Raw genomic sequence first — 24949 nt, forward strand, 5'->3', positions numbered from 1 at the left:
AGCGGGTCGCGGCTGGTGCCCGCGCCGTGCGTGATCGCGCGGCATCGGCCGCAGGCGCGGGTGCGCCAGGCTTGCGGCCTTGGGCGCTTCGTCGTCGTGGCCTTCCTCGTCGTTCGCGCCATCGCCTGCGCCGAAACCCTGCCGCAGCTTTTCCAGCGTCCGCAGTGCCTTGGCCTCGGCCTCGCGCAGCAGACCGCGATGAATCACGGCCTCGCCTTCGCGGTCGAGCGTGACGATGGCACCGGCCACGGCGCGCACGTCCGGGGCGTAGTCACGCAAGCCTTCCTCGATGGCTTGCAGTTCCTCGACCACCTGCTCGCGGCGCGGTTCCAGCGCCTCGGTCTTGTCCTCGTTCTCGGCGTCGTAGGCTTCTTCGAGTTCGGCATCGAGCTTGTCGAGGCGGGTTTGCAGGGACGCGATGCGGCGGGCTTCGCGGACGTTCGGTTCGCGGCGCTGGCGCGGCGCGTTCTGGAACGTCTGGCGGTCGGCGTGGCTCATGTGCGGTACGGCTTCCACCCACGCCCAGCCCTCGGCGCGCACGTCCTCGGCCTGCGCATCCAGCTTGCCGCGCACCAGCGTTTCCAGCAGCGCGGCATCGGTCAGGTAGGTTCCGGCATCGCCTTCGGCGAACAGGTCGCGGCGGATGTGGAAGGCTGGCGAACGCCAGTTCCGCCAGGGATGAGCAGACAGCGAACCTAGAGCAGCGCGATCCACGAAGTGGAGACGCCCAAGGTTCCGTCGCTTATTATTTGGCATACGGTTAGTTGAGGATAGAAATATGAAAAACATCTTTGAAGAAATCAATGGATTGTCTTCGGAAAAAATCGAGAAATTCAGCCTGGGGAAGTTTTCCTATGCCTTTCTTGATAAAGATCCGATCTTTATCAAGAAATTGCTTCCCCTCATCGAAACCTCGCTGGCAAATGAGAGCTTTCAAGCAGACGTAATGCGTGCTTACACGGAGGGCTGCATGAATGAGAAGGCAGCCGTTCTGAAAGAATTTGAAGCCAAGCGCGACCATCCAAACGCGGCCATGTTTTATATGCCGCAGCTTGATCTAGTGGACAAGCGGTTGGCCGTAAAGACGGTTCAGCAGCTAATAGGTGGCCTAAATAATTATCTCGATGAGTATCCGGGGGTGCTGGAAATTCTCAATAACTCTTACAAGAACATCCATGACGAAGATGGCTCCTCGTACATAAGAGAAAATTACGTAAATTACCGTATTGGTTGCATTCTTTATTCGAAGCACCAATCAATCAAGGGGAGGACTGAGATGCTGGAGCTAAAGTATTCCAAGGTTGTTGAAAGTGAGTACGAGAAAATTGGCATTGACATAGGAAAGGAGGATGCTCAATTCTCCAAATACAGCCTTGTTAGCCTGAACGAGAATATTCAGATATTCAACGACAAGGATAGCCAGACAATACGCGATGAGCGCATAGGGCAACATTTCTGGATTAACGTCCCAAGGAAGCTGCTTACCTCTATAGAGGAACTCATTGAAAAAGGAATGCTGTCCGAAATAGCATTCAGAATTGATTATGTATCCGAGTATACCCCTGCAATGGAGGAGATGGAGTTTGGCGCTCCGTTGCGGTTGAAAATATCTTCCCTACCTAAATTGTCAAAGTTCTACTCCACTGATAGATACGAGAACAATCTGTGGATTCGCCATGACGCAGAGAAGCAAAGTTTGACTTTTGAAGAATTGATGGAGGATTTTGAGGTGGTAGGCGACGGCATCGTCACGCAAGTCATCCATCTTGAATACAGATCAAAAGATGATGATTTTTTTATAAATCACTTGGATCACGAATTCATCGTATATACGCTGGATAGGTACCAAGAAAGATTGAGTGATGCCAACATCAAAGGGCATAGAAAAATAAAAACGTTCAAAATAGATAACTCGACTATCCCGTTCAACATAAATATTGGCGGGGATCTGTTCCTACTTCAAGTTCTCGATTCGTATTTCAAAAATGATGACCTGATCCGTGAATATTTTGAAAAAATTAACTAACTTGGCAATTGAGGCTCTCAAGCCAAGCAGCGATCGGCAAAGAACATGACGCAGCTTCTCGTGCAGCAGCCAGCTCGCGCCGGCGTCCGGCGTGAACAACATGACCACGGGCACCGGATTAAAGTCCGGAGTCTGGAGTGATTTACGGCCATTGGCCAGCATCAGGAATCGTTGTTCGTCAAGTGATGAGTACGCTCATGGCGATCTCCGGTTGCACGGGCGGAATTGCCCGGAACCGTCGCCAGCACGGCGCAACGCAAGCCGTCACGGGTCAGCCACGGGCTGCCAGCGTGCTCGCACGCGCAGCCCTTGACGGCGAGTATGCCGTGATACGGCGAAGGAAACAGCAAGCCCCCCCCTCCTCTCTGCTATCCGCGCCGGCAAGCGGAGCGTGCGGGCCTGCAAGAGCCGGAGACGTCAGGGAGCAAAGCCAAATGACCGCGGCTCAGCGGGAGGCGCGGGGACAGTCCGCGAACCCGACGGCGGAACGCAGAGACGCGCAAAGCAACACAACAGCACGCTCATCTCTCGCCCGATAGTTCCTGCACCAGAATCGAGCGACACCTTGTAACATGATCGGAATTTAAGGAGGCAATCCAGCATCGAACTTGCCTCGTCCAAACCGGGGCCCTACATGCACATTTCCAAGCTCAGCCTGATCAACTACAGAAATTTCGCGAATACGAAACTCCTATTCAATAAGGGCGTTAACACCATCATTGGCGAGAATGGGTCAGGGAAAACCAACCTATTCCGCGCGATCAGGCTATTGCTCGATGACAACATGATCCGGTCTGCCTACCGCCTGGATTCGACTGACTTCCATCGCGGCTTAGAGAAATGGCAAGGACATTGGATCATCATCAGCCTGGAATTTGAAGAAATCTCGGCCGACGAAGCTGTTCAAGCGTTGTTCTGCCATGGGGCCGGAATCGTCGACGACGAGCCTGTCGGACGAGCAACTTACAACCTGATTTTCCGCCCCAAGAAAGAAATTCGCCTCAGCCTGTCCCAACTGGATGATGGCGATCACGACGGCCTTGCTGCAATTCAGAACTCAATATCCATAGAAGACTACGAGACGATATTTACAGGCCGAAGTGCAGCGGACTTCAATGACGATAAATTTTATAAGGAAGTCGTTGGCGATTTCGAAAACGCCAGATTCAGTGAGGAAATTGAATTCCCTGTAATCGGCGCTAAAATTCCAAGCGTGCTATCCGTTTCCAAGGAAATATCTTTCACGTTTGTTCAGGCACTGCGAGACGTAGTATCTGAATTTCACAACAACCGGACAAACCCCCTTCTATCGCTACTGAAGGCTAAGAGCGGCGACATCGATCCCGTGGCCTTTCAGGCCATCACCGATGGGGTGAAAGCTCTGAATGACTCGATAGAGTCCTTACAGGATGTCCAGGTTGTTCGCACCGACATACGAGACACCATCAAGGACGCTGCCGGCGAGGCGTACTCGCCTGCCTCTCTATCGATCAAATCAGATCTTCCGGATGAAGCTGACAGACTATTCCAGTCGCTCAAGCTGTTTGTTGGGGAGTCAACAGAGGGCTATGAAGGACCAATCCACGAGCTAAGCCTTGGTGGGGCCAATTTGATATTTCTCACGTTGAAACTACTGGAATTCAAGTACCAGAAGGCCAAACAATCGATAGCAAACTTTCTGTTGATTGAAGAGCCGGAAGCCCATATTCACACACACATTCAAAAGACGCTATTTGATCGCATCCAGTACGACGAGACGCAGATTATCTACTCTACCCACTCGTCGCATATTTCAGAGGTCAGCAATGTTCAGAATATGAACATTCTTGGCAGAGAGCCTGATCGATGCGAAGCCTATCAGCCGACGGCCGGCCTCACAGATGAAGAGATCGGTAACGTCCAACGCTACTTGGACGCGGTGCGCAGCAACCTGTTATTCGCGAAAAGCGTAGTCTTAGTCGAAGGCGACGCCGAAGAGATTTTGATCCCGATACTCATCAAAAAGGTATTTGGAGTAAGCCTGGATGAACTTGGCATCAGCCTCATTAATATAAGAAGCACCGGCTTCCAGAACGTCGCTGCCCTTTTCCATAGCGATCGAATTCGGAAGCGATGCAGTATCGTCACCGACCTCGATAAGGCCATCATCGACACGACTCTCATAGCCGGCGAGCCCGAAGCGGTGCAGCAGCGCAAGAAGAAGTACCAGGCGTCCCAAGAGAAGGGAATCGCGAGGAAGGCTGCGTTGGAAGCGGCATTCAATGGAAACCCGTGGATTGCGTCATTCTTCGCATCACATACGTTTGAAGTCGATTTCGTCTCGGCAGGCAACGCACGAAAAGTAGTCGGCATTCTTCCCGAGGTATACAAGGACAAGGCCACCATCGCTACAGCCAAGGCGGATCTCGAATCCGCAGATGTGGCGCTCTACGGACAGCGGGCATTGACGATTGCCGATAACTACGGCAAAGGCTGGCTCGCCATCCTGCTTGGCAAGAAAATCGATTCAGATGCAGCCATCCCGGAATATATTCTCCGCGCCGTTGCCTTCGCTCATCCGGTAGTCAAGAAGGAAGTCTGGTTCAACGTTCTGAGCTATCGGCTGAAGCTTCAAGAAGAAGATATTTTTTCTGCCGCAACCACGGAACAATGCAATGCGTTCCGACAAAAGCTAACGGCCTTCTTGAACGGGGAAATCGACTTCGTGAGCATCCGGAACGAGGTGCTTGCTGCATTTCCCGATGATCGCATCAATGACGTGCTCAAGGTGTTCTGATCATGTTCACGTGGGATAACGACGACCTGAACCCTGAGCAGGATGCGGCAATCCTGCACCCTGGCAGTGTATTTCTTGTCGCCTGCCCAGGGAGCGGTAAAACTCGGACCCTGACCTACAAGATTGCATATGAGCTATCTCGACTGGAGTCAAAAAAACAATTTGTCATCGCCATCACCTATACGCATCGTGCGGCTGACGAGATTCACGAACGGATCGAGGATTTGGGGGTAGACACGTCCCAGCTGTGGATTGGAACCATCCACTCCTTTTGCTTGGAATGGATATTGAAACCATATGGCATCTATCACGATGCTCTGAAGCGCGGCTTTCGCGTCATCGACCAACATGAGCGCGAGAAGATTTTAGAAAAGCTGTGCGAACCGTACAAAAAGCCCAAAATTACTTTCTGGGACTGCGATTTCTATTTTACCGAAACCGGCTACATCCTTTCATGCCAGCAGGATTGGAAGCATGATGGCTTACATAAGATACTGGAAGGTTATTTTGACATTCTAATAAAAAACAGAGAAATAGATTTCGAGTTAATTCTATTCTACGCCCATCAGTTAATTGTCAGCCGCCCAGCCATTAGTGCCATTTTGAGCAAATTGTTTGCCTTCGTTCTGGTAGATGAGTATCAAGACACTAAACGAATCCAGTATTCAATCATCACTTCAATTCTGAGAGCCGGCCAAGGCACGACGAAAACCCTGATTGTAGGAGACCCCAATCAGGCAATTTACCAGACACTCGGTGGCTACCCGATGGCTTATGAAGATTTCAAGGCCATGGCGGGAATCGATATTGACGAACTCGAACTTTCAAAGAACTATCGTTCTTCTGAACGCATCATCGAATATTTTGGCAACTTCAACGTCCATGCAACCAAGATCGAATCTGAGTCTAAAGACAAGAGCTATCAAAGCCTGATCTCTTTTAACACGACGGTCAGCAAGGAAGATCTGGAAAATGAGTTGATTCGACTGATTCGTTTCAACATCCAGACCAAGGGAATTGTTCCTCACGAGATCTGCATACTTGCGCCGCAGTGGGTGCATCTGGCAAGCATGACGCGCCGCTTGGTTGCCAGCATGCCAGAGTATTCATTCGATGGTCCAGGCATGGTTCCCTTCGCTCGGGACACAGACAATTTTTGGTACAAGCTTGCGAAGATTGCTTTGACACAAGCATCGCCGAGCATGTACGTACGCAGACTACGATGGGCCGGGGAAATTCTGAATGACCTGGAGACCGTCGGCGTGAGCACTTCCGGCCTCACTAGAAAATCGCTACTCAAAGAATGCAATAAAATCCGGATCGATGAGGGTGACGGACTCGCCTATCTTCAGAAATTCTTTGAGACTCTATTCTTTAACCTAGTCATAGATTTTCGGCTTTTCCCACTACTTCAAGAACACCATAAAGCATTCTTTGAAAGCTCTCAAGTCAGAATTGATCGACTGAAAAAAGAAGGGACTGAATTTATCGGGGGCATCGAGACATTCCGTAAGGTCTTTCAAAGCCGCACGGGGATAACCATTTCAACGATCCACGGCGTGAAAGGAGCGGAGTTCGATACTGTGATCGCCTACGCCCTTCTTGAAGATATAGTGCCCCACTTCAACGATCCAAACGGCCAAGAAAGCGCGATGAAATTGCTCTACGTCATCGGATCTCGTGCCCGGAAAAATCTGCACCTTATCTCGGAACGCGGTCGCACGCAATATTCCGGAAAGGAATACGAAGCGACTCGGAAACTGGCAGCGTGCAAGTTCGACTACGATCAAGTCCCATAGAGTTCGATGTTGAGATCGGAAGGCAGAGACTGGTGGACATCGACCTCCCCCGAATTCGCTGCGCTACGCCGCAGCAAGTTGTCTCGATAGGTGCTGAACTTCACAATGTCTCCATGCAGCGTGCTCATGGAGTCCGAAGTGGAACAGCTATCGCAAACATCCAGCGCAGCCAACATCGATGCCGACCAGTCACTCCCTTTGCCAGGGACGGAAGCCTACGAGGCGCTGCCACAATTTCCGAAGGGTAATCCTCTTCCCTTCCGACGCACCATTCGTCGCCAGGAACTGCGGCAGATAGTCCCCCTCGCCGAAACGACGATCTACGAAATGGAGCGACGCGGCGAGTTCCCCCGCCGCTTCAATCTGACGCCGCGCTGCGTAGTGTGGGATTTGGCTGAAGTGGAAGCGTGGATCGAGCGGCGCAAGCAAGCCCCTCGCGGCATCTCGAAGCCGGATGTCCACCTACGAAAAACCCGCCCTGTTCGGGCGGGTTCGAGTGAGGAATAAGACCGGGCAGCAACTCACATCCAGACAAGGCTTCCAGCTCCTGGGACGCCGGGCGCGGCAACCGCGAGCCTTCCCTTCACGTTAACCGGCAAAGCCATCTACGCCACGTTCAACACGTCCGCCAAGTGCCAGATCGACGCGCTACCCCCATGCACCGGCGCAGGAATCAACTCAACCGAAGAAAATAGCCGGGCTGACTGAGAACCGCTTGCTCAATGCCGCGATGTGGTCGCGAGTCAGATTGCGGCCTCGGCCATTGAGAATCTTCGACACCAGCGACTTGCTCCCAATCTCCGGTAGATCGGCCACGCCCAACCCATGCTGCTCCATCAGCAACCGGAGCACGTCAACGCCACCCAGCTTCGCCACGCGCGCGTTGAACGCCGCAAACTCGTCGGACTCGTTTTCCCAGATTTCGATGGAACGGGCTAGGATCGCGATCAGCGGGCGATTGGCCTCGTAGTCTTCGACCAGTTCATCCATCAAGGCCAGTGCCTGGGCATAATCACCTTCATTGGCGATATGGCCAATGAAGCCCGCCTCGTCGAACAAGGCATGGGCTCGTTCCTTGATGGCGGCAAATCCCATTTCAGTCGCCCTCCTTCCGGTAGCGTTTGCAAAGCTTGTCGTACTCGGCATGGGTTGTGATGTGCTTGACGTACATGCGGTTGTCGCGAAACTCGATGAAGGTAATCAGTCGAAGATTGTTGCCGCCGATGTCCAGCACCCACCACTTGTCCTTGTACTTGAAGTTATCCAGCGACGGAAAAACCTGTCGCAGTGCTTGGGGTGTATCGAAATCTCCGGATCGCAGCACCCGGTAGGTGCGGTCGATCGCCTCGGCATCGTTCGGATAAGCCTTTGCTGCATCGCTGAACGGCTTTCTGGATATGACGTGCATCTCGGTCCATGCTCGCAGATAAGAGGATAGGCCGGAGTTGACTTTTTGTCAACTCCGGCCATTAAGGCAAGCCGGCCAGCTCAAACCGTCGCACTCAACGCTGGCACGACTATGTTCTCCGGCATCAGCTTCGGCACATAGGCCTGCCCTTCGCCCCAAGCCCCGACCATGTTGGCCCACTCTTGCAGCATGTGGCGCCGCTGCTCGCCGTACTCGGCCTTGTTATAAACCGCACGGGAAGAACGTCCCTCCTCGTGCGCCAGACACTTCTCGATCCAGTCACGGTTGAAGCCGATTTCGTTCAACAGCGTCGAGCCGGTACGGCGCAGATCATGGACGGTGAACGATTGCAGCGGCAGCCCCTTGGCTTGTGCGGCCTCTGCCACGAGTCCTGTGACCCGATTCAAGGTTGCATTGGACATGTACCGGTGTGCATCGTAACGAGATGGGAAAACAAACCTTGAGCCGGCCGCGCAAGCGTGCAGCGTCACGAAAATGTCGAGCGCCTGGCGCGACAGATAGACCACATGCGGATTACGCCCTTTCATCCGCTGCTTAGGAATTGTCCAGGTCTTGTTCTCGAAATCGACCTCATCCCACGTGGCCTGAATCAATTCGCTTTTGCGTACCAGCGTCAGCAGGATCAGGCGCAACGCTAGCTTGATGGTCGGATAGGTCGCCACCGATTCCATCTGCTGCACCATCAGCCGGATTTCCAACGGCGACAAGGCGCGATCCTTCGGCACGAAGGTAGCGATCGTGGATGGCCCCACGCTGTCGGCGGGGTTGTCCACCTTTTCCCCGTGAGCGATGGCGTAGACGTAGACCTGCTTCACGATGTCCCGAATCTGCACCGCCGTAGCCGGTGCCCCACGCTCCTTGACCTTGCTACACAAAGTCCGCAGGTCGTCAGGCTGGATTTCGGTCAGCAGGCGATTGCGGAAAACCGGCAGGATGTCCCGGTCAATGATGTGCTTGCGTGCAGCGCGGGTGCTGTCGGCCCATCGGGCATGAGCCAAAAATGTGCCCATCGCCGCGCCGAAGGTCTTGATGTCGGTCACGCGGCGTTTCTCGCGCTGCTTTTCAAGCGCGGGCGAGATGCCTTTGAGAAGGGCTTTGCGTGCGTCTATAAGTAGTTCACGCGCCATCGCCAGCGAAATACCGTCAGGGCCATAGCGCCCGAGGGTCAGCGTTTCGCGGCGACCATTGAGACGGTAATCGTAGCGGAAGGTGACGGTACCGCTGGTCGATACCGTCACGTACATCCCGTCCCGGTCAGAAGCCTTATAAATCTTGGACTTAGGCTTCAGATTGCGTAGTGCAGCGTCGGTGAGCATCGAGGTTTCCTCCGGTATTTTGACGGCTTTACCGTCAGGTTTTACCGTCAGGGATCGGGAGACCTGTTGATGCCCGGAAAGCCGCGTAAAACAAGCTTTCCCGAGAAGACTTTTACCGTCAAAGACGGTAAAAGTCTGAATAGTGAACGAGAATGTCTTAATCCGGCCCCGATTTTTACCGTCAGCTCTACCGCCAACTTATTTTGCTGGCCGGCGATAGCCACCGATAGATACCGCGACGTATTTACTTGAAAATCAACACGTTACAGCAGTTTTTCGATAGCTGACGATAGTCCTCGAAGGACGTAAATTCACTCCCACTCGATTGTCAACTCGACTGATAAGTACGTGTGCGAACGTGCATTTTTGCAAACATAGCTAGGTCATACCGTCACAAATACCGCGCGTGCAAATAGTACTTCGTTACCCGTCGACCGAACGTTTTCAAGTCTGGGGCCATAGCACGTTAACCGGCCTGGTAGTTCCCATCTTGGCGTCTTATCGGACTCGCGACAGACTTCAGCGGCGTCAGGATAGTTTTTGTTGGACCGTACAGCTGCCTCATTTAGTCGGCGCGAACCTTATGCGTGCGTCGCCTGAATATAGTTTGCAGCGTCGCGGTTGCCTCAGCTCCAGGTCTATTATCTGAATGCAGCCGGCCGTGGAACATCCAGCTCTGCGGCGCCCGACCAAATGTACATGACCCCGCCCTCATGCGATTGGCATACGCGGTCTGTAGGTCGGACCTTTAGCGGACCGCAGCACCCACCCTCTCCGGCGATGCGATACCTCGTTGTCTCAATGTCTCCTGCCAAGGCTCAACAGACGCTACTCTGCCATCCCCGTCATCGCCTCGATGGCGCGGCGCTTTTACGTTGTGTTCGACCGCCTTGTGTGGACCGGACACGGTGGGCCGCGCCGCACGTGCCGTTCCAGAACCGCCTGATCCGGGGGTGTCAGGCCTACACATCTTCAGCCGCCGGCAGGTTCATCGCATGAGCAATCAGCGCGTCCACCCTTTCGTGTGCGTCTTTGATTAGCCGAGGACTTGTCCATCCAGTAGGGGCGACCTGACTCCGGAAGAAGTCGCTGAAGAACATTCGCGAGGTTGCCCCGTCGTCATTGGCCATCGCGGCGTCGCGCAAAAGCCGTGGCAGATTGACCTCGCCCTTGCGCACCGCACCCACCAGCCGCTCGAATTCTTCTATTCCCATCACGAAGACGTTCGAGAGCGGCAGCGTGTGCTCGGCGGCGTCGTCGGGATAGCCTCTGTGTTCTTCCGGTATCAGGCGCTGCAGCGCTTGCCCACCGCCGATAAAGAGCTCGCGGCTGGTGACGATCAGAAGGAAATCCTCTCGCTTTGCGAAGCGCGCCGCCAGAGCCTCGTTCTCGCGAACAACCTTCCCCACCTTCCATCCCTGTTCAAGCGCTTCACGCACTCGCCGCATCTTTCTATGCGCCCACAACGGGCTGTCCTCCACGATACTGTCGTCTTCGAACTTGCTCAGCTTCGCCTCGACGAAGACATTGCAATCATCATCGCCGTCGAATATGGCTTCGACCGAGGGCATCTGCGGGCCAACGAGACGCTTGTACTCGGCCTCGTCCATCAGGCTCAGCCCCGACTCCCCCGCGAGCTCGGTGACGTAACTCTCGAACACCCGACTGAAAGACGCCGTATATTTCGAGTCGAAGAGATCGGAGAGCCGCAGGTGAACGATTTCCTCGGCCCCGCGCGCGAACACCAGCCTATGCCAGCAATGGATCAGTCCGTTAGGCAACTGGAGCAGCGGAAAGCGCTTCAAGTATGGGAATTCGTACAGCTCGTTCTTTCCATGGATACGTTGCGCCGGGTCCTTCTGCAACTCCTCGCGCAGGGTCACCATGTCCCGGGCGAACACATCGAAAATCCTGTCGACCTTGTCGCCGTACGTCGCGCGCAGAGGCATCATCCAGTCGCGACTTAGCGGGACATCCCCGTTCAGCACGGCCGCGTACAGGGCGTACGAGAGCGCGAGGAAATCGTCCGGTTCCATCCCGAAGGCGGCTCGGAACTGCTGTCGGTCCGCACCGTTCTTCGGCAGCCGCGCATACAGTGCAGCCCACCGCATGTAGTTCCGGGTTTCCTTTCGCTGGAACTCTACTTGCGGATGCATCAGGCTGCGGAGCATGAGGAAGATGTTTTTCGGCTGTGGATCGCGCACATGCTCCGGCATGTCCCACAACTTCTGCCGAATCTCGTCCATCTCGGCTATCGTGATCGCGGGGCCGGCTTGTAGCCTTACGGCGTTGTCTTGGAGCGCCCATTTGACGATCAGCATGGTCAACCACGGAGCACTTCTCAGTTCCTCCAGCCGGCCCGCAGGGGGATTCCACAGCATGTGCAACGCCGCGTTCAGAACCGAGGTCGCGCTGTAGCGAGCGAGCCGGTTCCTGATAGACCGGTACGCTTCATCCATGCTGATTTTATGCACGGGCATTTTTCGAGCGAGGCGCATTGCGAAGGGCAAGTCACCCTGGAACGTCGATACTTTCATTGGCAGAATCCGGCTCGACCGCTGGCTGAAATTCCGATAACCGATACGGTAACACCGCTCGGCACGCTTGATAATCGCCTCCGCTCGGCGCTTCCTGACACGCGACCGAAGCGGGTTGTCAGGGATCCGGTTGATGAACTCGCCGATATCGCGCAATCCCGCTCGAAATTATTGGCCACAAAGTCATTGAAATGCTCGAGTCCAAACAGGCGCAGATCAGCGGCGGCGAGGGGCTCGTTACCGCATAATGCCGAAGTTCAACTGGTCGCCTGAGGATCGGATCGAGCGGCCCGTGGTTGGCCGACTACCGTCTCATGCGAGGGGCTTAGGACGACCCTGAGCAGATCGTCGGATTGCCAGAAAGCCGACGTCCGTCTGCCTGACATTCTAGGTGTTGTGTCAGGACTCGCCTTCGTCTTCCTCATCTTGCCACGACGAGCATGTCAGACACTGGTCATATTCTTCCCCGATGACGTTCCCCGGACAGTCCGCTTTGGTACAGTCCTTCCGAACCACGCTATGTGTCTGGTCACATACGGGGCAGTACAAGTTGATTGAATCAGGGCCTTTCGGCCTCAGAACGGCTAGCTTATGCTCAAAACCACCGTCCGTATTAGCGTCGTAAAGACATTCGGGGCAGAGGTACAAGCGCTGCTTTTTGTCGATGCCTAGATAGGCCTCTACCTTTGCTGGTGGTAACAGCTTCACAACGATCGACGCTTCCCAGCAAGTTGTGTTCGTTGCAAACTCCTCTGCCCCGAGCTGAGAACTCGGCGCACGACGCAGAAATTCTCGGCGAATTTTGAACCAACTCTCGCCAGGAAATAGAGCTTTGTGCATATACAACGCACTGTCGATGACCTCTGCAACGCGTACGGAAACGTTCTTACCGGCTGAGTGCGTAACTACATTTCGGACGGCCCGTAGGTTATGAAATTTCTCGACGAAGTTTGCGTCGAATGCCGTATCCGAAAATGTGTCATGCACACGGATAAGGTCTTGCGCATCGATGGTTCTGAAGAGTTCGAAATCAATCGCACCACCCTCGTATGGCGAGGGCCATCGCGATGGAGAATCAGATATCAACAGGTATGGAGAGACTTCAACGATCCGTCCTTTGATGATTAGCTCTACGGCCTGCTGCACAATCGTCAGTGCCGTCGTCAGCGTACGCTTTGCGGCCGCCCAATACGCGTCCGATATTTCTGTTTCGTCGTAGCCGTAATAGTCTGCCTGGTCGAAGTCTATAAGGAGATTCGCGGTAGTGTCCCAAGCAAAATTCAAGAGTTCCTTCCCCGACGTATAGTAGTCGGCTGGAGTCGGTATATTCGTAATCATCTCTCTTTCGCCCACCAACAGTCTTGTTCTGCTCTGACACGGCTTCGCAGCTTAGCCCTCGGAAAATCGGGGTGCTTTACCCACTTCCTGTAACCGGTCATGGACCGGGCACATGCATCAATTGTCAACTATCTCGACGTTGCAATTGACCGACCGCCTGCGGCCGACTACGGCCCGATCCGCATTGGATTGCGCATGCCTCCTTGCACACGCGCACCCAGAACGCATTGCAACGAATCAGCACTGCATCAACGGCTTGCATGGCAAGGCCGGCATCTTTTCACAGGTCTGCCCAGAGGTGCATGAGATTCGTTCCGCATTTGCTGGGCAACCTTAGCACTTGCATCAAGTGCGTCATGCTAGCACTATCCTTTTCGTTGAAACAGCGTCGCCCGATACTCTTCTCGCATCAAACATGACAGGATCGCCAGGCGCAGATGAGCATCGAACGATCGATGCCGACGGTTAGGCTGGCCTACGGAAAACTTAACCAGTAAGAGCACCCACAATGGCAGGCGAAAACCAGAGAACATCCGCCGTTGAGCCCGTAATCGAGAGCCCATTGGGCAGCGACGCGCCGCAAGCGCATCCGTCCTTTGACGAGTTCGGCTATGCCCCTTTCGCCCGTACTATTGCTCGAGCCGCCGCGACGACCCCGAGTCCAAAGGGCCTCGTAATGGCGATAGATGGGCCATGGGGCGCCGGGAAGACGAGCTTACTCAATTTCGTGCGGCATTATCTGCTGGATCAGAATGTAGCTGTCGTCAAAAACGAATTAGTGCTTCCCGTGAGCGTAGAGTTCAATCCGTGGTGGTTTGCGGACCGTGAGCAACTGACGTTGCAGTTTCTAGAGCAGTTTCGTGCACGCTTCCCGCAAGAAAACAAAACACTGATGGCCGTCGCCGACGCGTTTGCTGAATATGCCGATGCGATCGGCTCTGCCGTAGCAACAAGCATTTCTGCTGCCACGGGAGCTCCGATTCCGTTGCTTGGAACGTTTGCGTCAGGGCTGCTTAAGAGGTTCAAGCGAACGCCCAAAGACGTTCGAAAACTGAAGGCGGAAGTGTCCGACGCTTTGGAGAAGGCGGCACAGCGATTTGTAGTGTTCGTCGATGACATCGATAGGCTTGCACCGTATGAAATACGCGAAGTCTTCAAGGTGATCAAAGCCGTCGCGGATTTCCCGAACGTTGTATACATATTGGCTTTCGACCGCCGTCTTGTCTCCGAAGCGTTACGGACTTCGCTCGCAATTGCAGATGGCGATGCATACCTCGAAAAAATTGTACAGGCGCAGTTCGTCTTGCCCGCGGTTTCGGACGAGTTCCTCATCCAGAAGCTTCTGCGCGACCTTGATCGCCTCATTGGTACGCTCGGGAACGATGAGATTGCGGTCGATACGACACATTGGAGCAATGTCTTTCATGATGGACTATCGCCGCTAGTCCAGACTCCCCGCGATGTGGTTCGGGCAGTGAACGCACTTATGGTTACGTTTCCCGCGGTACGGGGTGAGGTGAATCCTGTGGATTTCATTGCCCTCGAGTTCCTACGTGTATTTGTTCCGGCCGCATACGCAGTGATCCGCGATAACAAAGCCAAATTCACCGGTCTTGCGCCTGACCGAGGGGAGCGCGTGGAAGCTCAGCAGTTCCACGACGGATGGTTGGAAACCCTGTCTGCCAGACATCGAGCGCCGGTTAAAGCATTAATGAAACGCCTTTTCCCACGCCTGCAGTGGGTATGGGGAAATGTTACGTACGGCACCGACTCGCTGCGTCGCTGGAGCGCACAAGCCCGAGTTTGCGTGTCCGAAAAGTTCGATAGATATTTCCAGTTCGGAGTTTCCCCCGACGTGTTGAGCGAGCAGGAGTTACGCGCCTTTATCCGCCTTGGGGAAAATGTTGATGCGCTGGCTGACGCTTGGGTCGTGGCGTTCGACGAGCGCCGACCTTCCGGGCCTTGCAAAGCCAACGACTTGATCACAGCACTGACAAAGCTCGACGACCTACCGGTCCCATTTGCAGCCGCATGCATGGAAGCATTTTTCCGCGTGGGAGACGGGTTTTTGAGTGACCCACGTAATTCGGTACCCGGATTTTTCAGTGTTCACGCGGACGTACACGCCTTCTGGCTCATCAATCACCTTGCAAAGGCGTTGCCCGACAACCAACGCGAAACAACAATTCTGAGACTAATCCGGGAAGGCGAAGCCATCGGATTAGCATGCAGAATCGCGTATAGCATTGACCGGATGTATCAGGCGGACGCTGCGCAACGTGATTCGGCCTTCCAAGCCTTTGCGCCTGCGACGGTGGAACAATTGAGAGACATTGTGACTGCCCGGTTGCGTAAAATAGCGCGGGGTGACGGCCTAATTCAACTGCCCGATGTTTACCTCGCGCTGCTGGTATGGAGTAATTGGGCTGACATAGCAGAAATCCAGCAATGGTTCCAACGCGCCATGGACGACGACGAAGTGCTGTTGAAATTGCTCGTCAAGGCCGTACGAGTCGGGACGTCCTACACATACGGAGAGCGGGTCACGCATCGCATCGCCTCGGTTGATCCAAAACTTTTCGAGCCTTATCTTCTTCCTCCAACGAATCTCGAGCAACTATCCGCACGCCTGCGTGAGATCGCTTCCGGTCGAATACTCGATGAAGTGGAAACTGAAGCCACGCGGGAATTCGAAAAGGGCATGGATACAATCCGCAACAGCCCACCGCAGGACAGCCCGGCGCCGGTCAGTACGTCATAAGGACACGTTCGAAGGGCGCATGGCAGGATCACGAAAACACGGATACAGCGGTGCTCGATGCGCCGTTTGAGTAGTCGGCTTCAACGACGCCGCAGGTTGATCTCTTGGCCGTCTGGCCACTCCTCATGGCAGGTGCGAGACGCCGGGTATGTCAGGCTGCTCTAGACAGCGAACTGGAGCAGTCGGACAACGCCGGATAGGCTACGTCCCGCGCTCCGCATCGATCCGCCGACGCAGGCTATCGTAGTCCTCGTCGGCGACCTCGAAGTTGCGGGTCAGGCCGGTCAGGATCGTCCCGGCGGTACGGAGATACGCTTCGTGCTGCGGGCTGCTTGGTGAATGCTCGCGCGCCTGTTCGATGCGCTTCATGATCGCATGGCGCGTGCGCTCGATGTGTTCGTCGTACAGCAGTTCGTTCATGCGATGAATTTTACATAGACGCCCCGGTTTTGAACGCGTCGCCTACCCGGTCCGCACAGTGGCAGAATACGCCGGTCCAGACGGGGAGAAGAGACATGCTAAAAGAAGTGCTGGAGGGCATAAAAGCGTTCGCCGAGTTTGCCGTTAAGCCGTTGATCGGCATTGCGGCAGCGAGCGCGTTCCTGCTGTTCGCGCCGGCGACGATCCAGGCAACCGTGGGCACGACGGCGTTCGTTCAAACGTACCGATCATGGATTGGTGCGCTATTCGTCGCGTCATGCGCTTTTCTACTCGCGCACCTGATCGGCGAAATCCACGACTGGATCGGGATAGCGATATTGACTGGTATGACCAGCCGCAGTCAACGCAGGAAGATGGAGCGGCTGGAGCCCGACGAAAAGAAGCGCTTGCGCCCGTACATCCGGGATCGAAAATCGTCGGTGTCGTACTCGATCAGCGACGGCGTCGCGCGGGGGCTTGAAGCAAAAGGCATACTTCTTCGGGCGTCGCAGGTTGGCACACTTAACGGATTCCCGTTTTTGATGCAGCCATGGGCGCGCGAAATCCTTGAGGGAAAACCGGACTTGCTCAATGACACGACCGAGTAGCGGCGCATCGCAGTACAGGGGGATGGCATGTGGTGCGAGATAATGAAGGGTATCCCGGCAGCAATTGTCGCCTTGGTGATCGGCTGCATAGCCGCAGCCATTGCTTATCGCCAGTACAAGGTTGCGCACGCTAGGTTCATGCTGGACTTGTTCGAGAAGCGCCATGAAATTTATTTGTATACGGCGACGTTTCTCACTGAACTAGTGTTGGAGCGGCCGATGGAACCGCACGATGTCGGGATCTTTCGTGGGCGCACAGCCGCAGCTCCCTTCCTTTTCAAGCGGGAGATCGCGGACTTTTTGAAAGACGTCTCGGATCAAGCCGCGCATGCCGATCGGGATCGCGCTGCCGCAGCCGCATGGGCCACGGAGCAGCTTGACGTGCTTAAGACGCGCTTCATGCCGTACATGGATCTGTCTGACTGGCGTTAAAGATGGCGCACTACATTGTTTGCGTGACGAGGTGACCCGTGTCGACAGAAAAGAAGCCACTATTTGAGCTTACGCCGCTCGAACTTGACGACGAATTGTCCTGCATGTTCACGCCGTTCAACGACAGCCATCCCATCCGGTGCGAAGTAGGAGCCGCCTTGATGGCCGCACACGTTGCAACACAGCGGCTTGCATTGCGCTCGCTCGACGAATCGCTTGCAGGCGTTGGCGCAGACACGCACGCGGCGCTTGCCACATTGTTTGAGTAGATTGAGGAACTCAACAACTACTTGCTTGAAGGGCAGCCGACCCGGCTCGATCTAGTGTTGTGGGACGCGGCCGGATACATCTATGGGTGGTTCCTGGACCGGAGTGGTCGCCCCGAATTGCGAGCGGGTTCGTGTCCGGAAATTGTCGCCGGCCTCGCCGGCGCACTTCAAACCTTGGCTTCCTACGACCAGAGCTGGCAGGCAGCGCTGGAGCGACGCGCGACGAGTCTGATGTCCATCGTTCGACTGTCGAAAGAGAAAGCGGTCCTGCAGGCGCGCGCGAAAATGGAATCTCGGGGCTTCCTGAAGAAGTTCGTTTCGCGTACGTCGCTGGAGCGCGAACTTATGTCGCTCGGGTTCAGATAGCAGGCGGGGTGATACCGCATCCTCTCAGTTGGCTCATGGCGCCAGCGCTTCCGCTGACGCTTGCTTTGGCGGCGGAACGAACGCGAGCGGGATCGTATGTGTTTCGTCGTCGATCCGCACTATGATCTGCTCGGCGGTGTGCTCGATGATCTCGACGTCGCCGTAGTGGAACATGCGGTGATGATTCGCGCAGACGATCAGCATGTTGCGCGACACGTCGAGGCCACCATTCACCAGTTCTTCGAGATGATGCGCTTCCGTGTACGTGCCGCCGTTGCGCATTCTGAAGGTATGCCCGCACACCTGGCACTTTCCCCCTCGCGCATCCTTCAGCAGCCGCACAAGCTCCGCATCGCGCTCGTACCGCTCGGCGATCTCGCTCATCTTCACCGGAGGCTTCCCAGCGTTCCCTACGTCAATCCGTGCAATTCGGGCGAGCAGTTCGTCTAGCAGCGTGACTGGCTCTGCTTCTGGCTGCACCCGAGCATCGGTGTTCGCGGGTGCGTCGAACTTCAATTGCTGCTGTGTGGCACCGCCCCGGCCACGGACGACGCGACTGCCGAATGCGAACACGTTCGATTGTTGCGAGAACGTCAGATAGAACGGGTCGAGAAACCACAGGTCATCGAGCACGCTTAGCGCGTCTTTCCAGTCGACGCTTACGAGGCCTTGCCACCATCCACTCGCGTAGATCGACGTTTGAGCCTGTGCTATGCCCATCGGGGTGGTACGCTTGAGTTCCAACCAACCGCGCCGGAAGACGAACAACAAGCGGCCGTTCACGTCGGACGGATGCATGCGTGACAGTAGCCGGACGGCTTCTGCGAAGTCGTCTTTGTTCAGATCCAGCCGGTAGTCGCTGGTTGGGTTCATCAGCTGAACGCCCCCATGGCCGCCCGCTTGATGTCGGGCACGCGAATTTTCACGCCGAGCTTGGGAAAGCGGATGCAGCGACCGCGCTTGGACACCTCGACGTGCTTCAGGTCGGAGGCCGTCGGCTCCAGTGCAGTCAGCTTCTCGATATGTCCGACCGGGATCATGTACTCGACGCCGAGCAAGAATTCGACGTGCAGACGCCTAGTCGACCGCTTGTAGCGTGCGGCCATGATTCGCCGGAAAACTGGCGATTCGGCCGGCACTGTGGTTAGCGAAAACCCCAGCGCTTCGACGATTCGGCGGATGGTCAGATAGCCGACATGCTCGTCGGCCAGCGCTTGTTCGAACGCCTTGCGTGTCATGCCGGCATCGCGCGCCACGTCCTGCACGCCCTTTGCCCGTGCGACGTCGTGCAGCGCGGTCCGGGCAATCGCGGGGACGCTGCTCTCGAAGGCCTCAGCGAGGTAATGGCGGATTGTCTCGTCGTCGGTCAGGTATTTCGCAGCGTCGAATGGTTTTGTGTTTTTCATGCGTTTGGGTCTATGAGTTCGTGACGTGATTCTCTGCGTCAATTCCCAACGTCCCGGAGACGAAATGCACGAACAAGAAAACGCGGATACGGCGGTAATCGACGCGCCGTTTGATGACGGCGAGCAGTCGGTTTTAGCGGTGCCGCAGATCGATATCATGGCCGTGTGGCCACGCATTCTCGCTGATGCCAAGCGCAGGGCGTATCAGGTTGGTCCGGACAAGGAATTGGAGCGGTCGGACAACGCCAGCTAGGCTACGTCCTGCGCTCCGCATCGATCAGCCGACGCAGGCTATGGTAGTGCGTGCGCTCGACGTGCTCGTCGTACGGCAGTTCATTCATCGACGTCCCACGGTGCCTGCACGGCCATCAGACGCTCGAGGCCAGCATTGCGCTGCGGCTGCGGTGGATCCAGTTCGGCGACGAACGCTTCGAACGCCAGTTCCTCGAGCGTGAACAAAATCTGATCGTGGTCCATTTCGCCTTCCTTTTCCTCGAGCTTTACAAAGGGTTCCAGCAACGTAGCCGGACCCTCTGTGCCGCGCACACCTGGCCGCTACAGGCTCTTGATGTCGACCGGCACGGGCGGTTCGTCGGCGCGGTCGCAGACGATCTTCGCCAGTTCCATGTCCTCGACGGATTCCCGCATCGGGTAGTGCTCGTCTCCGTACCGCTCGATGGCAATCGACAGCGCCTCAATCTCGTCGCCCTCGGGCGCCCCCCGCTCCGGGTCGATGTCGACTAGCACGGAGCAGCGTGCGAGCGCTGACTGGTGCTCGTCTTCGGTCTGGATGTCCATTTTGCGTGTCAGTCGATCAGCACATGCATGTCGACCCGCGACGCGACCGCCCGCACCACTTTATGCGTGCCGTGGCCCGGATTCGGTGCCACTTCGACCGACACCAGTCCCGCCGCGAGCAGGGCGTCGACGTCCCGCTTTACGGCGCTGCGATCGCGATGCAGGCGGGCAGCGATGCTGGTGATCGATGCCGGCTCCGCCTTGATCGCACGGAACAGCCCGACACGCGCCTGCGTGAGCAGCTCCAGTGCATCGGCGGGATCCTCGAACGTGATCGAGAACGATTCTTCGACCTTCTCGCCGCGATCCAGCTTGCGCGCGATCTGTTTGCCGCGTGCGAAGAAATCCGCTTCCGTTCCCAATCCGATTTTCAGCTTGGTCATGCCTGACTCCTTAATGCAATCCAATCACGCGCGAATTGTTCCTCGACGCCTTCGAAGCTGACAAACTCGACCGGCTCAATGGTTCCGAAGTAGTGCCGGTGGTGGTAGCCGTGCGCGTTGTCGTATCCCACTACCCTGCCGTTGTCACTCTGATACAGCTCGCGATTGATGTACGCGAGGTTGTATCGGGTCACATTGCCGTCTTCGTCGACCCAGACTTCCCGGCGCAAAATGCCGCCGCCCTTTCGTCTGGTGACATGGTGGCTTTCGTCGATTGGTTTCTTATCAGCCATGACGTAGCATATCACGCCTGTAGTTTGATCTCAATGTGCCGCCCCGTCAATGTAGGTAGTCGATGCTCGGCGCGAGCCGGTGTCGGTCGTCATATTTCTGGATCGCCACGGAGAGGACCATCATCTCCATCGTCACCGGCGAGCCCTCGCCTGGATAGCGCGCTTCCAGTGCCAGAAACCGCTCCACGGCCGCCGCGTGGTCTTCGGACGTGATTAGCGGCAGGTTCAGCGGTGCCCGCGGCATGGTCGGGTCAACAGCGGTCACGCGCACCTGCAGGTCGAGCGCGCGCAGAATGTGTTCGACCACTGCGTATGTCCGCAGGGAGTCCACGCTCAGGGCTCGCTGGATCTCCGGTTCCGGGATGCCGCTCTGCTTCGCGAGAAACGGCAGGGTGCCCTCGGCATTCAGGCGCTCAAACAAGGGCTGCAGCGCGCTCGCTGCCCGGTTCGGGTCGGTCATTTCAGGGTCCATAGTTCATCAACCGGACGCGGATGATAGCCGGCAGCCCGCGACCCTATCCATTCGAGAAGCGGTAAGGCTAGTGAACGGCGAACGTTCGGCGTTGTGCCGGCGATTCTGGGGTACCGCACTGTGCCGTTCTGGGTGCCCCAGAGCCTTCGCTCGTCGCCCCTGCGTGGCCGTATGCGCATTAAATTGGGGCCATCTGTCCTGTAGAATCGTCCGGCTACTTCACGGGGTAATCGAGAAAGCCATGAACGACAAAAGTAAAAAGCCCGTCCCGCCGGGGCGTGGTGGCATGGGTCAAGACAGCGTTCCTTCGCGCCCGAGCCGGCCGACGCACGATTCGGAGCGCGGCGGCTATGTCCAGGAGGATTACAAAGACCGCCCGATCGTGCGCGATACATTGGCACCCCCTGATCCGGGCCGGAAGCCGAAGCGGTGACCGATACCGATAGGCCGCTCGACCGTCGCTGGGCGGACATGCTTTTCGGTATCCGCCGCTCGATCCGATACCATCAGCGTAGGCGCGCGTTCTTTGACCGCTGTGACCAGTGGGGGAACGTCATTTCGCTGATTTTCGGATCGGCTGCGATCTATGGCGTGCTCGACAAGGACTATCATGCGCTCGCACTGATCGCGTCAGCGCTTGTCACCATTATTTCGGCGATCAATCTCGTCTATGGGTCAGCTCAGCGGGCTCGGCTTCACCACGATCTGTCACGCGAGTACAGCGGCTTGGAGCGTCAGATGGTCGGCGCTCCGAGCGAGGATGTTTTGCTGCGCGTGACAGACGCGCGGCTGGAGATCGAAGCCGACGAACCTCCCGTGCTGCACGTGCTCAACGTCATCTGCCATAACGAGCTGCTGCGCGCGGAACGGTATCCCCGCGATCTCCTCGCGAAAGTCACATGGTGGCAGCGCTTCTGGGCGCCGGTCATCGACTTCCGCGAAGACCGGATCGTCGACCCGGGCTCGACGGCTGCCCCTGCCGATCCCGATCAACGGGCAAACGCCAGCGCCCCTGCGGCACGACCGGTCAGGCGCCGCGTTTCTCGCCGTCGTGGGGTGCGGTGATCGCGTCGAAATGCCGACGCTGAGTTCACGTCGGCGCGGGAGCGCTGCTTTAAATCGTCGCGATGCTTCCGGGAGAGCTACAACGGCAGTTGCCCCCGGTTCACTTCTCTGATTGGCCTGCGCTGCGAAGCTCGTCAAGCCCGCGATCTACGCCACGGTCCTCAACCACGCACGCCGTTGATTGATGCCCGAAGTTGTTTTCGCTGATCTGGACCGGCACCAAGTCGAATGAGCGCCGCTCGCCGCTTGCTGCCTCGCGCGCGGCGGTGACGGTCCATTCGCGGCCGCCGAACTGCGACGGCGCTACCTGTACCGCGAAATCGACCGAGCCGAGGATGCCGGACAGTTCGCGTGGCGTGCCGTTTGTGCTGCTCACGGTGCCGAACTGATCGACCAAGACTACAGCGCAGCCCGTTTGCTCGCTCAGCGCCGCGCATTCGGCGACGATATGCGGGACTTCGTTGAGCACCTTCCAGGTCTCCATGACCGAATCGATCACGATCAGCCCGTCGCGCGCATTGGCTGCGTTAATCTCCCGGACCAGCGGTTCCGGTTCTTTGTCGCCACTATCCCAAAGGTTGCGCTTAAATCCCCAACTGAAGGTGCCGCCGAAAACTCGCAGGGTATCGGGCAAGCGCCGACCTCGCTTGCTCAGCGCCTCGAGCCGGCGTGAGCAACTGCTCGCATCGCCGTTCCAGACGTAGGTGACGGGCACCTGCTTGACCTGGCGACCGAACCACGGCTCTCCATTCGCTGCGGCGACGGCCAGGTCGAGCGCGACGAACGAGCGGCCCGACTTCGGTGGCCCGTAGATCACGCCAAGTTTGCCCCGCTCAAGCAATTGGTCGATGAGCCACGCCTTCGACGCATCGGCCTGTACGGCACTGGCGCTGCGCAGTAGCGGTTGATTGTCCTTTCCTTCAGACGCTTCTGTCATATTCACTCCCTGGTCGGTGCGAAGCTCAGCGCGTGGCGCATTGGACGTCAAGCGCTGTTGGGGAGCAGCGGTTATACATCGCCGCAACGGCCATAACAAGTCAAAGCGCGCTGCTTCCCCCGATCTTTTGAGTGTGCGTTCGGTTCGGAAACGAGCCGATCATCGCGTTGCCCGTAACGGCCCTCCGGCTACTAGACCGCCCGCAATTGAGCGCGCGACGAGCCTCTCAGGTACCATTCGGGCGCAACGTGTTTTGAGATTCTGGAGGAAATAACAATATGAACGCTCCGACGAAAAAATCCCAATTGCATATCATGTTCGATGCCAATGCCCTGTGGGTGAAGGAGAGCGGTGAAGATTTAATTCCGCCGAACATCTCGAAGATCATTCTCGACCCTCAGCATGAGGAGCTTGAGATCCGGTGGACGATTCCGGAAATGGTTCAAGTGGAACGCGAAGTTCAGCTTCGGGCGAATATCAAGCACATCTTCGGCGTCGCGTCAAAAATGCCGAAACTCTTCGGCGCGACATGGCTGGCAGCCGAGGAGTCCATGACCAGTGAGATCGCCAGGTTCGTTAGCGATGAATTGGCGCGTCATGGCGTCGAAGTCGTCCCGTGTGACACTTCCACCGTTAATTGGGCAAGCCTTATAAAGGCGGCGGGCCGAAGGGCGCCCCCGTTCGATCCCGACCCTAGCAAAGAAAAGGGATTCAAAGACGCGGTGATCGCCGAGACATTCATTCAGATGGCGGGGACTCTGCCGGCGCACGGTACAGAGACGGCGATGTTCGTGAGCAACGATAAACGGCTCGTCGAGCACGTAAAGTCGCGGGCACCGAATACAAAATTCGTAAGCAACGCGGACGAGCTGGCGAGCGAGCTGAACTTCCTGTCTTCCGATGTTGATCCAAGTATCGCGCCACAGATAGTCGACGCCGCTGCATTACTTTTGGACGGTGCCACTGAATTCTGGGGGCATGTATTCCCGATGGCGAAGCATCGTATTGACCTACAGCCCACGCTTGAGGGCATAAGCAACGAACGTTTGCGTCATTCAATGTATAACCCACCGGTATTCGTGAAGAAGGAAATGCGTCACGTCTATTTTCGCAATACGTATTCGATCTCGCGCGACGGGTGGGAGTGGGTACCAGGACACGCTTTGGGTTTTGCGAGCGCGGACGTTCACCCGCAGCTCGTCCCGGGGACACTATGGCAAGAAGGCATGCCGTATTCGGCCAGCTATGTCGATATTCCTACGCCAAAGGTCGAGCCCGTGTCTTTCAGCTACACGGCTCCGATCATCGGCTTGTCCGAACTTAAACTCGACCAAATGTACGGGTCATTTCGAATGATTGAGCTGCCGCCCTATAATTTCAATGTGGACTGGCGAGCAGACTTCGAACTTGTCCAAGACGGTAAGAACGATCCTTTGAGGCCGCGGCTCTCAAATCCCTTCATCGAATCGGTAGAGATCTTGCGCAGCTGATCGGCGCGCGATGACAACGAAAGCAATT

The 24949-nt window shown here is 56.3% G+C and carries 27 protein-coding genes and 3 pseudogenes; 13 read left to right on the forward strand and 17 right to left on the reverse strand.

Features of this window, described 5'->3' with window-relative positions; translation table 11 throughout:
- Window positions 1-645 (reverse strand): annotated as a pseudogene (locus tag HV675_RS29030) (chromosome partitioning protein ParB); the annotation flags it as partial.
- Window positions 646-778: 133 nt separating this feature from the next.
- On the opposite strand from HV675_RS29030, the gene HV675_RS29035 reads away from it, so the two are divergent.
- Window positions 779-2026 (forward strand): hypothetical protein, encoded by a 1248-nt coding sequence (locus HV675_RS29035; protein WP_175114904.1) that lies wholly within the window; start codon window positions 779-781, stop codon window positions 2024-2026.
- A 57-nt stretch (window positions 2027-2083) separates the two neighbouring features.
- On the opposite strand, the pseudogene HV675_RS32650 reads toward HV675_RS29035, so the two are convergent.
- Window positions 2084-2188: pseudogene (locus HV675_RS32650) on the reverse strand (DUF2958 domain-containing protein); the annotation flags it as partial.
- A gap of 472 nt (window positions 2189-2660) precedes the next feature.
- On the opposite strand from HV675_RS32650, the gene HV675_RS29045 reads away from it, so the two are divergent.
- The 3 genes from HV675_RS29045 to HV675_RS29055 all read left to right on the forward strand — a co-directional run bounded on the left by HV675_RS29045 (window position 2661) and on the right by HV675_RS29055 (window position 7108).
- Window positions 2661-4802 carry an ATP-dependent nuclease gene (locus tag HV675_RS29045; protein WP_175114906.1) on the forward strand — a complete coding sequence of 714 codons (2142 nt, stop codon included), beginning with the start codon at window positions 2661-2663 and terminating at the stop codon, window positions 4800-4802.
- Window positions 4803-4804: 2 nt separating this feature from the next.
- Window positions 4805-6601: a UvrD-helicase domain-containing protein gene (locus HV675_RS29050; protein ID WP_175114907.1), complete on the forward strand. Its 1797-nt coding sequence runs from the start codon at window positions 4805-4807 to the stop codon at window positions 6599-6601.
- Between the two features lie 126 nt (window positions 6602-6727).
- A complete protein-coding gene (locus HV675_RS29055) occupies window positions 6728-7108 on the forward strand; it encodes a helix-turn-helix transcriptional regulator (protein WP_175114908.1) in 381 nt (126 codons plus the stop codon).
- 19 nt (window positions 7109-7127) lie between these two features.
- Here the strand turns inward: HV675_RS29055 and HV675_RS32885 are convergent.
- From HV675_RS32885 to HV675_RS29080, 6 genes and pseudogenes are all read right to left on the reverse strand, one after another.
- Window positions 7128-7272: pseudogene (locus tag HV675_RS32885) on the reverse strand (DNA-binding protein); the annotation flags it as partial.
- Between the two features lie 7 nt (window positions 7273-7279).
- Window positions 7280-7696, reverse strand: coding sequence for a helix-turn-helix domain-containing protein (locus tag HV675_RS29060; RefSeq protein WP_175114909.1), 417 nt, complete (start codon window positions 7694-7696; stop codon window positions 7280-7282).
- Between the two features lies 1 nt (window position 7697).
- Window positions 7698-8009, reverse strand: coding sequence for a type II toxin-antitoxin system HigB family toxin (locus HV675_RS29065; protein ID WP_175114910.1), 312 nt, complete (start codon window positions 8007-8009; stop codon window positions 7698-7700).
- 80 nt (window positions 8010-8089) lie between these two features.
- Window positions 8090-9346: a tyrosine-type recombinase/integrase gene (locus HV675_RS29070; protein WP_175114911.1), complete on the reverse strand. Its 1257-nt coding sequence runs from the start codon at window positions 9344-9346 to the stop codon at window positions 8090-8092.
- Between the two features lie 962 nt (window positions 9347-10308).
- Window positions 10309-12039: a GapS1 family protein gene (gapS1, locus tag HV675_RS29075; protein WP_175114912.1), complete on the reverse strand. Its 1731-nt coding sequence runs from the start codon at window positions 12037-12039 to the stop codon at window positions 10309-10311.
- Window positions 12040-12282: 243 nt separating this feature from the next.
- A complete protein-coding gene (locus HV675_RS29080; RefSeq protein ID WP_175114913.1) occupies window positions 12283-13221 on the reverse strand; it encodes a hypothetical protein in 939 nt (312 codons plus the stop codon).
- Window positions 13222-13729: 508 nt separating this feature from the next.
- Between HV675_RS29080 and HV675_RS29085 the strand changes: the two genes are divergently transcribed.
- A complete protein-coding gene (locus tag HV675_RS29085) occupies window positions 13730-15982 on the forward strand; it encodes a KAP family P-loop NTPase fold protein (RefSeq protein ID WP_175114914.1) in 2253 nt (750 codons plus the stop codon).
- 201 nt (window positions 15983-16183) lie between these two features.
- Here HV675_RS29085 and HV675_RS29090 read toward each other — a convergent pair whose 3' ends face one another.
- A complete protein-coding gene (locus HV675_RS29090) occupies window positions 16184-16402 on the reverse strand; it encodes a hypothetical protein (protein ID WP_175114915.1) in 219 nt (72 codons plus the stop codon).
- A 95-nt stretch (window positions 16403-16497) separates the two neighbouring features.
- On the opposite strand from HV675_RS29090, the gene HV675_RS29095 reads away from it, so the two are divergent.
- Genes HV675_RS29095 through HV675_RS29110 form a run of 4 tightly spaced genes read left to right on the forward strand, consistent with a single transcriptional unit; the run spans window position 16498 to window position 18077 of the window.
- Window positions 16498-17010 (forward strand): superinfection exclusion B family protein, encoded by a 513-nt coding sequence (locus tag HV675_RS29095; RefSeq protein WP_175114916.1) that lies wholly within the window; start codon window positions 16498-16500, stop codon window positions 17008-17010.
- 42 nt (window positions 17011-17052) lie between these two features.
- Complete coding sequence (locus HV675_RS29100) at window positions 17053-17442, forward strand: hypothetical protein (RefSeq protein ID WP_175114917.1); 390 nt, start codon at window positions 17053-17055, stop codon at window positions 17440-17442.
- Window positions 17443-17480: 38 nt separating this feature from the next.
- Window positions 17481-17711, forward strand: coding sequence for a hypothetical protein (locus HV675_RS29105; RefSeq protein ID WP_175114918.1), 231 nt, complete (start codon window positions 17481-17483; stop codon window positions 17709-17711).
- Window positions 17712-17732: 21 nt separating this feature from the next.
- Complete coding sequence (locus HV675_RS29110; protein ID WP_175114919.1) at window positions 17733-18077, forward strand: hypothetical protein; 345 nt, start codon at window positions 17733-17735, stop codon at window positions 18075-18077.
- A gap of 33 nt (window positions 18078-18110) precedes the next feature.
- Here the strand turns inward: HV675_RS29110 and HV675_RS29115 are convergent, their stop codons facing one another.
- Window positions 18111-18950 (reverse strand): HNH endonuclease, encoded by an 840-nt coding sequence (locus HV675_RS29115; protein WP_175114920.1) that lies wholly within the window; start codon window positions 18948-18950, stop codon window positions 18111-18113.
- The gene (locus tag HV675_RS29120; protein ID WP_175114921.1) at window positions 18950-19483 is read right to left on the reverse strand and encodes an addiction module antidote protein; all 534 of its coding nucleotides are present in this window, start codon (window positions 19481-19483) and stop codon (window positions 18950-18952) included. Before HV675_RS29120 ends, HV675_RS29115 begins: the two co-directional genes overlap by 1 nt.
- A 64-nt stretch (window positions 19484-19547) precedes the next feature.
- Between HV675_RS29120 and HV675_RS29125 the strand changes: the two genes are divergently transcribed.
- Window positions 19548-19736, forward strand: coding sequence for a hypothetical protein (locus HV675_RS29125; RefSeq protein ID WP_175114922.1), 189 nt, complete (start codon window positions 19548-19550; stop codon window positions 19734-19736).
- 80 nt (window positions 19737-19816) lie between these two features.
- Here the strand turns inward: HV675_RS29125 and HV675_RS29130 are convergent, their stop codons facing one another.
- From HV675_RS29130 to HV675_RS29150, 5 genes are all read right to left on the reverse strand, one after another.
- On the reverse strand, window positions 19817-19960 hold the full coding sequence (locus HV675_RS29130) for a type II toxin-antitoxin system TacA family antitoxin (protein ID WP_175114923.1): 144 nt from the start codon (window positions 19958-19960) through the stop codon (window positions 19817-19819).
- 78 nt (window positions 19961-20038) lie between these two features.
- On the reverse strand, window positions 20039-20281 hold the full coding sequence (locus HV675_RS29135) for a hypothetical protein (RefSeq protein WP_175114924.1): 243 nt from the start codon (window positions 20279-20281) through the stop codon (window positions 20039-20041).
- A gap of 8 nt (window positions 20282-20289) precedes the next feature.
- Window positions 20290-20664 (reverse strand): HVO_A0114 family putative DNA-binding protein, encoded by a 375-nt coding sequence (locus HV675_RS29140; protein WP_175114925.1) that lies wholly within the window; start codon window positions 20662-20664, stop codon window positions 20290-20292.
- Window positions 20661-20957: a toxin-antitoxin system TumE family protein gene (locus HV675_RS29145; protein WP_175114926.1), complete on the reverse strand. Its 297-nt coding sequence runs from the start codon at window positions 20955-20957 to the stop codon at window positions 20661-20663. Before HV675_RS29145 ends, HV675_RS29140 begins: the two co-directional genes overlap by 4 nt.
- A 46-nt stretch (window positions 20958-21003) precedes the next feature.
- Window positions 21004-21417, reverse strand: a complete 414-nt coding sequence (locus tag HV675_RS29150) for a hypothetical protein (RefSeq protein WP_175114927.1) — start codon at window positions 21415-21417, stop codon at window positions 21004-21006.
- A 253-nt stretch (window positions 21418-21670) separates the two neighbouring features.
- Between HV675_RS29150 and HV675_RS29155 the strand changes: the two genes are divergently transcribed.
- A complete protein-coding gene (locus HV675_RS29155) occupies window positions 21671-21862 on the forward strand; it encodes a hypothetical protein (RefSeq protein ID WP_175114928.1) in 192 nt (63 codons plus the stop codon).
- Complete coding sequence (locus tag HV675_RS29160) at window positions 21859-22494, forward strand: hypothetical protein (RefSeq protein WP_246270622.1); 636 nt, start codon at window positions 21859-21861, stop codon at window positions 22492-22494. The genes HV675_RS29155 and HV675_RS29160 overlap by 4 nt, the downstream gene beginning before the upstream one ends.
- A 100-nt stretch (window positions 22495-22594) precedes the next feature.
- Here HV675_RS29160 and HV675_RS29165 read toward each other — a convergent pair whose 3' ends face one another.
- Window positions 22595-23431, reverse strand: a complete 837-nt coding sequence (locus tag HV675_RS29165; protein ID WP_175114929.1) for an AAA family ATPase — start codon at window positions 23429-23431, stop codon at window positions 22595-22597.
- 278 nt (window positions 23432-23709) lie between these two features.
- Between HV675_RS29165 and HV675_RS29170 the strand changes: the two genes are divergently transcribed.
- Window positions 23710-24921: a PIN domain-containing protein gene (locus HV675_RS29170; RefSeq protein ID WP_175114930.1), complete on the forward strand. Its 1212-nt coding sequence runs from the start codon at window positions 23710-23712 to the stop codon at window positions 24919-24921.
- Window positions 24922-24949: the final 28 nt, after the last annotated feature.

Source organism: Paraburkholderia solisilvae, assembly GCF_902859875.1.
Classification (GTDB): Bacteria; Pseudomonadota; Gammaproteobacteria; order Burkholderiales; family Burkholderiaceae; genus Paraburkholderia; species Paraburkholderia solisilvae.

Excerpts from the sequence above, each read along its gene's own strand:
- HV675_RS29035 (WP_175114904.1), top strand. The coding sequence starts at position 779 with ATGAAAAACATCTTTGAAGAAATCAATGGATTGTCTTCGGAAAAAATC.
- HV675_RS29045 (WP_175114906.1), top strand. The coding sequence starts at position 2,661 with ATGCACATTTCCAAGCTCAGCCTGATCAACTACAGAAATTTCGCGAAT.
- HV675_RS29050 (WP_175114907.1), top strand. The coding sequence starts at position 4,805 with ATGTTCACGTGGGATAACGACGACCTGAACCCTGAGCAGGATGCGGCA.
- HV675_RS29055 (WP_175114908.1), top strand. The coding sequence starts at position 6,728 with ATGGAGTCCGAAGTGGAACAGCTATCGCAAACATCCAGCGCAGCCAAC.
- HV675_RS29060 (WP_175114909.1), bottom strand. The coding sequence starts at position 7,696 with ATGGGATTTGCCGCCATCAAGGAACGAGCCCATGCCTTGTTCGACGAG.
- HV675_RS29065 (WP_175114910.1), bottom strand. The coding sequence starts at position 8,009 with ATGCACGTCATATCCAGAAAGCCGTTCAGCGATGCAGCAAAGGCTTAT.
- HV675_RS29070 (WP_175114911.1), bottom strand. The coding sequence starts at position 9,346 with ATGCTCACCGACGCTGCACTACGCAATCTGAAGCCTAAGTCCAAGATT.
- HV675_RS29080 (WP_175114913.1), bottom strand. The coding sequence starts at position 13,221 with ATGATTACGAATATACCGACTCCAGCCGACTACTATACGTCGGGGAAG.
- HV675_RS29085 (WP_175114914.1), top strand. The coding sequence starts at position 13,730 with ATGGCAGGCGAAAACCAGAGAACATCCGCCGTTGAGCCCGTAATCGAG.
- HV675_RS29090 (WP_175114915.1), bottom strand. The coding sequence starts at position 16,402 with ATGAACGAACTGCTGTACGACGAACACATCGAGCGCACGCGCCATGCG.
- HV675_RS29095 (WP_175114916.1), top strand. The coding sequence starts at position 16,498 with ATGCTAAAAGAAGTGCTGGAGGGCATAAAAGCGTTCGCCGAGTTTGCC.
- HV675_RS29100 (WP_175114917.1), top strand. The coding sequence starts at position 17,053 with ATGAAGGGTATCCCGGCAGCAATTGTCGCCTTGGTGATCGGCTGCATA.
- HV675_RS29115 (WP_175114920.1), bottom strand. The coding sequence starts at position 18,950 with ATGAACCCAACCAGCGACTACCGGCTGGATCTGAACAAAGACGACTTC.
- HV675_RS29120 (WP_175114921.1), bottom strand. The coding sequence starts at position 19,483 with ATGAAAAACACAAAACCATTCGACGCTGCGAAATACCTGACCGACGAC.
- HV675_RS29125 (WP_175114922.1), top strand. The coding sequence starts at position 19,548 with ATGCACGAACAAGAAAACGCGGATACGGCGGTAATCGACGCGCCGTTT.
- HV675_RS29130 (WP_175114923.1), bottom strand. The coding sequence starts at position 19,960 with ATGGACCACGATCAGATTTTGTTCACGCTCGAGGAACTGGCGTTCGAA.
- HV675_RS29135 (WP_175114924.1), bottom strand. The coding sequence starts at position 20,281 with ATGGACATCCAGACCGAAGACGAGCACCAGTCAGCGCTCGCACGCTGC.
- HV675_RS29140 (WP_175114925.1), bottom strand. The coding sequence starts at position 20,664 with ATGACCAAGCTGAAAATCGGATTGGGAACGGAAGCGGATTTCTTCGCA.
- HV675_RS29145 (WP_175114926.1), bottom strand. The coding sequence starts at position 20,957 with ATGGCTGATAAGAAACCAATCGACGAAAGCCACCATGTCACCAGACGA.
- HV675_RS29150 (WP_175114927.1), bottom strand. The coding sequence starts at position 21,417 with ATGACCGACCCGAACCGGGCAGCGAGCGCGCTGCAGCCCTTGTTTGAG.
- HV675_RS29155 (WP_175114928.1), top strand. The coding sequence starts at position 21,671 with ATGAACGACAAAAGTAAAAAGCCCGTCCCGCCGGGGCGTGGTGGCATG.
- HV675_RS29165 (WP_175114929.1), bottom strand. The coding sequence starts at position 23,431 with ATGACAGAAGCGTCTGAAGGAAAGGACAATCAACCGCTACTGCGCAGC.
- HV675_RS29170 (WP_175114930.1), top strand. The coding sequence starts at position 23,710 with ATGAACGCTCCGACGAAAAAATCCCAATTGCATATCATGTTCGATGCC.